This is a genomic window from Brevundimonas sp., assembly GCF_018608325.1.
Classification (GTDB): Bacteria; Pseudomonadota; Alphaproteobacteria; order Caulobacterales; family Caulobacteraceae; genus Brevundimonas.
On sequence record NZ_JABAZW010000032.1, the window covers coordinates 19,107 to 27,025 of the forward strand.

The 7,919-nt window shown below is 64.6% G+C and carries 7 protein-coding genes; all 7 read left to right on the top strand.

What is annotated here, in order from left to right:
- Positions 1-71: 71 nt before the first annotated feature.
- On the top strand, positions 72-1,493 hold the full coding sequence (locus tag QZ281_RS03270; RefSeq protein WP_292224688.1) for a circularly permuted type 2 ATP-grasp protein: 1,422 nt from the start codon (positions 72-74) through the stop codon (positions 1,491-1,493).
- On the top strand, positions 1,494-2,432 hold the full coding sequence (locus QZ281_RS03275) for an alpha-E domain-containing protein (protein ID WP_292224691.1): 939 nt from the start codon (positions 1,494-1,496) through the stop codon (positions 2,430-2,432).
- A 2-nt stretch (positions 2,433-2,434) separates the two neighbouring features.
- Positions 2,435-3,274 carry a transglutaminase family protein gene (locus QZ281_RS03280; protein WP_292224694.1) on the top strand — a complete coding sequence of 280 codons (840 nt, stop codon included), beginning with the start codon at positions 2,435-2,437 and terminating at the stop codon, positions 3,272-3,274.
- A gap of 65 nt (positions 3,275-3,339) precedes the next feature.
- Entirely contained in the window at positions 3,340-4,125 is a 786-nt protein-coding gene (locus tag QZ281_RS03285; protein ID WP_292224697.1) for a peptidase, read from the top strand.
- A gap of 96 nt (positions 4,126-4,221) precedes the next feature.
- Positions 4,222-6,477 carry a TonB-dependent siderophore receptor gene (locus QZ281_RS03290; protein WP_292224700.1) on the top strand — a complete coding sequence of 752 codons (2,256 nt, stop codon included), beginning with the start codon at positions 4,222-4,224 and terminating at the stop codon, positions 6,475-6,477.
- Between the two features lie 75 nt (positions 6,478-6,552).
- Positions 6,553-7,239 carry a Fe2+-dependent dioxygenase gene (locus QZ281_RS03295; RefSeq protein ID WP_292224702.1) on the top strand — a complete coding sequence of 229 codons (687 nt, stop codon included), beginning with the start codon at positions 6,553-6,555 and terminating at the stop codon, positions 7,237-7,239.
- Positions 7,240-7,312: 73 nt separating this feature from the next.
- On the top strand, positions 7,313-7,919 hold a 607-nt coding region (locus QZ281_RS03300; RefSeq protein ID WP_292224703.1), incomplete at its 3' end, for a TonB-dependent receptor plug domain-containing protein.

The following is a 7,919-nucleotide window of genomic DNA, read 5'->3' on the forward strand; positions in this document are numbered from 1 at the left end:
GCGTCGCAACATTTCTGTTGCGCAAACGCTCGCGTCCTGAACAGACTGTGACTTCCACACGGCGGGGGCGGATGACGAAGGCTTTCGACGAAATGAATGGCGGCGGATCAGGGTCGATCCGCGACAGCTATAAGACTTTGGCGGCGTGGCTACAGAATGCGCCGCCCGATTTGCTGCAAGCGCGCTCGCGTCAGGCAGAACTGTTCTTCCGCCGCATGGGTGTGACCTTCGCCGTCTATGGTGATGAAGAGTCCAACGAGCGGCTGATCCCGTTCGATGTCGTGCCGCGCATCATCGGCGCTGACGAATGGTCGGGGCTGGAGGCGGGGCTCAAGCAACGTGTCTCTGTCATCAATGCGTTTCTGAAGGACATCTATGGTCCGCAGGAATGCATCAAGGCGGGCATCGTCCCCGCCGATCTGATCCTGACCAACCCGCATTATCGACCCGAGATGCAGGGTCGCCGTCCGCCGGGCGATGTCTGGTGCCATATCGCGGGCGTCGATCTGGTCCGCACGGGCGAGGACGGCTTCTATGTGCTGGAGGACAATGTCCGCACGCCGTCGGGTGTCTCCTACATGCTGGAGAACCGCGAGATGATGATGCGGCTGTTCCCCGACCTTTTCGCGGAACACAGCGTGCGCCCGGTCGAAATCTACACCGACATGCTGCTGCGTTCGCTGCAGGCGTCGGCGCCGGACGGGGCGGGCGAAGACCCCACCATCGTCGTCCTGACGCCGGGTCCGTTCAACTCGGCCTATTACGAGCACAGTTTCCTGGCCGACAAGCTGGGCGTCGAACTGGTCGAGGGCGGGGATCTGTTCGTCAATGACGACACCGTGTTCATGCGCACGACCGAAGGCCCTAAACGCGTCGATGTCATCTATCGCCGCATCGACGATGACTTCATCGACCCCCTGACCTTCATGCCCAACTCGGCAGTCGGAGTGCCGGGGCTGATGTCGGCCTATCACGCCGGACGCGTCACCCTGGCCAATGCGGTCGGCACCGGCGTCGCCGACGACAAGGCCGTCTATACCTATATGCCCGAGATCATACGCTTCTTCACCGGAGAGGACGCCATCCTTCAGAACGTGCCGACGTGGCGATGCCGCGAGCCGGATGCGCTGAAAGAGGTGCTGGGCAAGCTGGATCAACTGGTGGTCAAGGAAGTTGGCGGATCGGGCGGATACGGGATGCTGGTCGGACCGGCCTCGACCAAGGCCGAGATCGAGGCCTTCCGCGCCAAGCTGATCGCTGATCCCGACGACTTCATCGCACAGCCGACGCTGAGCCTGTCGACCGCCCCGACGCTGGCGGGTGGCGAACTGTCGCCTCGCCACGTCGATCTGCGCCCCTTCGTCCTGTCCAGCCCGGCAGGGGTGCGTGTGGCGCCCGGCGGCCTGACGCGGGTGGCGCTGAAAGAAGGCTCTCTGGTGGTGAACTCCAGCCAGGGCGGCGGAACCAAGGACACCTGGGTGCTGGACAACTAGATGCTCTCACGCACAGCAGACAGCCTGTACTGGACCGGCCGCTACATGGAGCGGGCGGACTTCCTTGCGCGGATTCTGGAGGCGGCGATCCGTCTGGCCGCGCTGCCGGCCAAGGATCAGGCCACCGTCACCGCCTGGGCCGGGGCCATCGCCTCGTCGGGGGTGAAGGGCGCCTTCGACGCCTCTGGCCGCACGCCGTCCGAGAAATCGGTGCGCGAATATCTGGCGTTCGGCGCCGACAACTCGACCTCGATCAAGGCCTGCATCACCCGCGCGCGGACCAATGCGCGCTCGGTCCGCACCGCCCTGACCATCGAGCTGTGGGAGGCGATCAACGGCGCCTGGAATGGTCTGAACGAACTGGGCGAGCCGACCAAGCGGGATGATTTCACCAGCTACCTCGACTTTGTCAAATCGACGTCACTGGCGGTCGAGGGCGCCTCGTCGCGGACCATGCTGAGGAATGACGCCTACTGGTTCCTGCGTCTGGGCATGGCGATCGAGCGGGCTGACAACACCGCGCGCCTGCTGGACGTGAAATACCACCTGCTGCTCCCGCCCGGCGAACGGGTGGGCGGTCAGTTGGACTATTTCCAGTGGACGACCCTGCTGCGCGAGGTCTCGGCCCTGACGGCCTATCGCTGGGTTTACCGGGAAAGCGTGCGGCCCTGGCTGGTCGCCGACCTGCTGGTCCTGAACCGTCAGATGCCGCGTTCTCTGGCCTCGTGTCAGGGGATGATCGTCAGTTATCTGGAAAAGCTGGCGGTGGATTACAACCGCCGCGGCCCGGCCCAGCGGCTGGCGTCCAACCGCCTGACCCAGTTCAACGAGGCCAGGATCGAGGACATATTCCAGTCCGGCCTGCACGAATATATTCAGAACTTCCTGAACGAGAACAACGCCCTGGCGGGCGCCATCCACGAACAGTATCTGGTCTGACAATGCGGATAAGGATTGATCACTCCACCCGCTATGGCTACGCCCGCCCGGCGCGGTTCATCGTCCAGATGCTGCGTCTGACGCCGCGCTCGTGCGAGGGCCAGCAGGTGCGCGACTGGCGCATCGAGACCGACGTGGACGCCCGTCTGCGCCGCAGCGAGGACGCCTTCGGCAACATCGTCCACAGCCTCTACACCGAGCGCCCGACAGACGCCCTGACCATCCGCGTCACGGGCGAGGTTTCGACGACGGACACCGGCGGCGTGGTTCAGGGCCGGTCCGAACGATTGTCGCCGATTGTCTTCCTGCGCGACACGCCGCTGACCCGTGCGGACGCCGCCATCCTCGATTTCGCGCAGGCCATAGGCGCGGGCGACCCGCTGGACCGGATGCACCGCCTGATGGGCGCCCTGCACAAGGATGTGGCGTTCGAGGTCGGCTCCACCTCCGCCGCCCACACTGCCGCCGAGGCCTTCGCCCAGAGGCGCGGCGTCTGTCAGGACCACGCCCAGATCTTCATTTCGGCGGCGCGCAAGCTGGGCGTCCCGGCGCGTTATGTCTCGGGCCATCTGAACCGATCCGATGGCCAGCACGATCAGGACGCCGCCCACGCCTGGGCCGAGGCCTGGATCGAAGGTCTGGGCTGGGTCGGGTTCGATCCGGCCAATGGCATCTGCCCGACCGAGAACTATGTGCGGGTCGCCGTGGGGCTGGACGCGCTGGGGGCGACGCCGATCCGGGGAACCAGCTACGGCGGCGGCCAGGAAAGTCTGACGGTCGCGCTTCATGTGCGGCCTGTGCAACAGACCCAGCAGCAACTGCAGTCCAGAGGCTGGGATTAAATGGGCAAGTCGGACGAATCTGTTAGCGTCTTCAGATTCGCGTCGCGTGGAGAAGTTAGAGCGAAGTGACCTATTGCGTGGGCATGTTGGTGGACGAGGGCTTGGCGATGATCGCCGACACCCGGACCAACGCGGGCGTGGACAACATCTCGTCCTACCGAAAACTTCACATCTACAAGACGCCGGGCGAGCGTATTCTGGCGGTGGCGACGGCGGGCAATCTGTCGGTGACACAGACGGCTCTGGCCATGGTGGCGGAAGGCGTGAAACTGCCTGACGCCAATGCGCCCGAGACGCTGGACACTGCACCGACCCTGTTCCGCGCCGCTCAGATTCTGGGTCACGCCCTGGCGACGGTGCGGGCCACGATCAACACCCCGCCTTCGCCCAGCGCCGATGCGTTGAACGTCAACGCCTCCATGCTGCTGGGCGGCCAGATCGGCGACGGCAAGATGGGGCTGTACCTGATCTATGGGCAGGGTAATTTCATCGAATGCGGCCCCGACACGCCCTTCCTGCAGATTGGTGAGCTGAAGTACGGCAAGCCGATTCTGGACCGCGCCCTGCATAATTCCACCACCCTGTCCGAGGCGGTGAAGATCGGGCTGATCTCGTTCGACTCGACTATCCGCTCCAATCTGGCCGTGGGCGCGCCGCTGGACCTGATCGTCATTCCGCGCGGCAAGCTGTCGGGGATGGAGCGCCGCATCGACGCCGAAGACCCCTATTTCCGCGACCTGGGCCGTCGCTGGTCCGAAGCCCTGGCGTCTGCACACAAGGCCATGCCCGATCCGACCTGGCTGGATCTGGATGAGGAGCCTGCCCTGAGTTCGATGGCGATTGCGACCTAACTAAGACTGCGAGGTGTTCGCAATTTTCCTTGTGCGACATATTGAAGCGATCTATTGCGACCGCATCGCAAAATCAGACCAAAAGGTCGCAGCAATATGTCCGACTCTCGCGCATCGTCTCTCCGCGCACTTCTTTTCGCCTCCAGCGCCGCTGGAATGCTGGTCGCCGCCCCGGCCGTAGCCGCCGAGGCCGCGCCTGTCGCTGAGCAGCAACAACAGCAGCCCGCCAACCTAGGCACCGTCGACGTCAACGGCCATGTGCAGCGCCGTGAGCCGCAAGGCACGAAATATGTCGCGCCGCTGGTGGATACGCCGCGCGCCGTCACCGTCATTCCGCAGCAGGTCATCGAACAGATCGGCGCGACCTCGCTGCAGGACCTGCTGCGCACCTCGCCCGGCATCACCTTCGGCGCAGGCGAGGGCGGTCAGCCGCTGGCCGACCGTCCGTTCATCCGGGGCCAGGCCTCGGGCAACAACATCTTCGTCGACGGCATCCGCGACACGGGCGGCCAGCAGCGTGAAGTCTTCAACCTGGAGCAGGTCGAGGTCATCAAGGGGCCTGACTCGGTCTATTCGGGTCGGGGTTCGGGCGGCGGCTCGATCAACCTGTCGTCCAAGTCGCCCAAGCTGACGGACTTCACTAATGTCTCGCTGGGCGGGGGCACGGACTCCTATTGGCGCGGCACCATCGATCAGAACTGGCGTATCGGCGAGACCGCCGGTTTCCGCATCAACGTCCTGTCGGCGTCGGGCGATGTCGCGGGCCGCAACGCCGTCGATTACGACAAGTTCGGCGTCGCCGCCGCTCTGGGCGTCGGCCTGGGCACGGATACGACCGCGACCCTCAGCTTCAACTATCTCGACAGCAACCAGATGCCTGACTACGGCATCCCGCTCTACACCAAGCGCGGCGGGGCCACGGCTCCGCGTGAGAACGCCCAGGGCGTTCTGGATGTGCCCTATGACACCTTCTATGGCCTGACGGCGCGCGACTACCTGAACAACACGGTCAAGAGCGCGACCCTGAAGCTGGAGCATCGCTTCTCGCCGAACTTGGCGATCCGCAACACCACCCGCTACTCCGAGACGCTGAACGACTATGTCGTGACCAACCCCGGCGATGGCGGCAATGCGGTTCTGGTCAACGGCGTCTGGTGGATGAAGCGCGGGCTGAAGTCGCGCTGGAACCCGGTCGACACGACGGCGAATGTCACCGAACTGTTCGGCACCTTCAATACGGGCTCCATCAAGCACAGCTTCGACGTGGGCGCCGAGTTCACGCACGAGATCAACAAGAACGCATCGTGGACCGTCACGACCACTTCGGGTTCGAGCTGCCCGACGCAGTTGCAGACGGGCGTGCCCTATGACTGCACCCTGCTTTACAATCCCAACCCCAGCGACCCGTGGACCGGGACCAAGCTTCTGGGCGCGGTGACCAAGAATTCGACCACGACCAAGTCGGCCTATGCCTTCGACTCGATCGAACTGGCCAGCCAGTGGCTGTTGAACCTAGGCGTCCGCTGGGACGAATACGCCGTCAACGGCGTCGATTCGACGGGCAAGCCGGTCGCCAAGAACTCGTGGGACTTCGTCAACTATCAGGTCGGTCTGGTTTACAAGCCGACATCGAACACCAGCGTCTATGCATCGTGGGCAACGTCTTCGACGCCGCCGACCATCAGTGCGGGCGATCAGAACAACAGCGGCGGCAATGGAACCGGCAACCTGTTGAGCGAAGTTCTGGATCCAGAAGACACCACCAGCTACGAGATCGGCGCCAAGGCCAGCCTGTTCCGTGATCAACTGCAACTGAGCGTCGCCGCCTTCGACCTGACGCGTAAGAACGCCCAGATATTGGTTGATGTCGGCAAATATGAGCAGGCCGGTGAAGTCGAAGTCAAAGGCATTGAGCTTGGCGTGTCCGGCAACATCACGCCCCAGTGGCAGGTGTTCGGCGGCTACACCTATCAGACGTCGGAACTGGTTCGCGGCGCCTATAACAGTCCAAACCTGGGCGACAGTCTCGCCAACACGCCCGAGCATAACGTGAGCCTGTTCTCGACCTACAAGGTCACCTCGCGCTTCACGGCGGGCGGCGGCGTCTATTATGTGTCGCGCTCTAACGGCGGGAACCAGGGTGGAGCAGGCGGCGGCGCCAACGGCGTCTATGCTCCGGCCTATACTCGCGTTGACGCCTTCGCTTCCTATGACCTGACGGATCGCGCCACTCTGCAGCTGAATGTGCAGAATGTGGGCGATGAGCGTTACATCATCCGCACCAACGGCGTTCACCATGCCGATCCGGCTCCGGGCCGTTCGGCGACCCTGGCGCTGAACCTGCGCTTCTAAAGGCCTGATCCCCGGCCTATTCTGGACGGCCCCGTGTTCCCCGCGGGGCCGTCTTCTTTTTGAGCGAGGCCCGACGTGCTGCTCCAGATTCCCGAAGTCTTCTCCAAGGCCGAAGTGAAGGCGCTGCGTGAGCGGCTGGATGCAGGCCCGTGGGCGGACGGCAACATGACCTCGGGCCATCAGTCGGCGACGGCCAAGCGCAACCGGCAACTGCCCGAGGATTCCGATGTTGCGCGTGAGGTTTCAGCCCTGATCGTTCAGGCGCTGAACGCCAATCCGATGTTTGTGGCCGCCGCCCTGCCGCACACCATCTTCCCCCCTCTGTTCAACCGCTATGAGGGCGGGGGCGAGTTCGGGCTGCATGTCGACAACGCCATCCGCCAGTCGCGCGACGGCGGGGGGTTACGCATCCGCAGCGACCTGTCGGCGACCCTGTTCCTGTCCGAGCCCGACGATTACGACGGCGGCGAACTGATCATCGAGGAGATGTACGGTTCACAGTCGATCAAGCTGCCTGCTGGGGACATGGTCCTCTATCCGTCCAAGAGCCTGCACCGGGTCACGCCGGTGACGCGAGGGGCGCGGGTGTCGTCCTTCATGTGGCTGCAGAGTCTGGTGCGTGACGACGGCGACCGCGAGATGCTGTTCCGTCTCGACATCGCGACCCAGCGGGTGGCGGTCGAGAAGGGGCCGAAGGATCAGGCCGTGATCGAACTGACCGGCGTCTATCACAACCTGCTGCGGCGCTGGACCGAGGTGTGATCCTGGGGTCACCCCAAGCTTTTTACGCGCGATGCGGTGAACCGTCTGTGGGTCTGACCTATTGTAACGCTTGATGTTGCAAGAACTCCCGCCTCCTCCGCCCGCCCAGTTGTCTGAAGTCGTGGTCACGGCGGCGCGCCTGCCGCCTGCCGCCGCCGCCGCCGCATTTTCGGTGGTGCGGCTGGATCAGGCGGTGCTGGCGCGCTCGACGCGGTTGGATGAGGCCTTGCGGTCCGTGCCGGCGGTGTCCCTGTTCCGGCGCACCAGCAGTTTGGCGGCCAATCCGACGACGCAGGGGATTTCGCTGCGGGCCATCGCGCCGTCGGGGGCGGGGCGGACGCTGGTGACGCTGGAAGGCGTGCCGTTGAATGATCCGTTCGGCGGCTGGGTGATCTGGTCGCAGGCCGCGCCGGAGATGCTGGAGCGGGTGGACATCGTGCGCGGCGCCGGGGCCGGGCCCTATGGCGCGGGCGCCCTGACCGGGACGATCGCGCTGAGCGAACGGGATCGGGGCGGGGTGCTGGACGCCTCGGTCATCGAGCGGGGCGGGGCGCGGATCGCGGGTTCCGGCTCGACCCTGCTGGGGCCGGTCGGGTTGACCCTGTCGGGCCTGTATGAGACCAGCAACGGCTATACCCCCGTGCGCGGATCGGCGGCGGGGGCGGCGGACACGCCGCTGG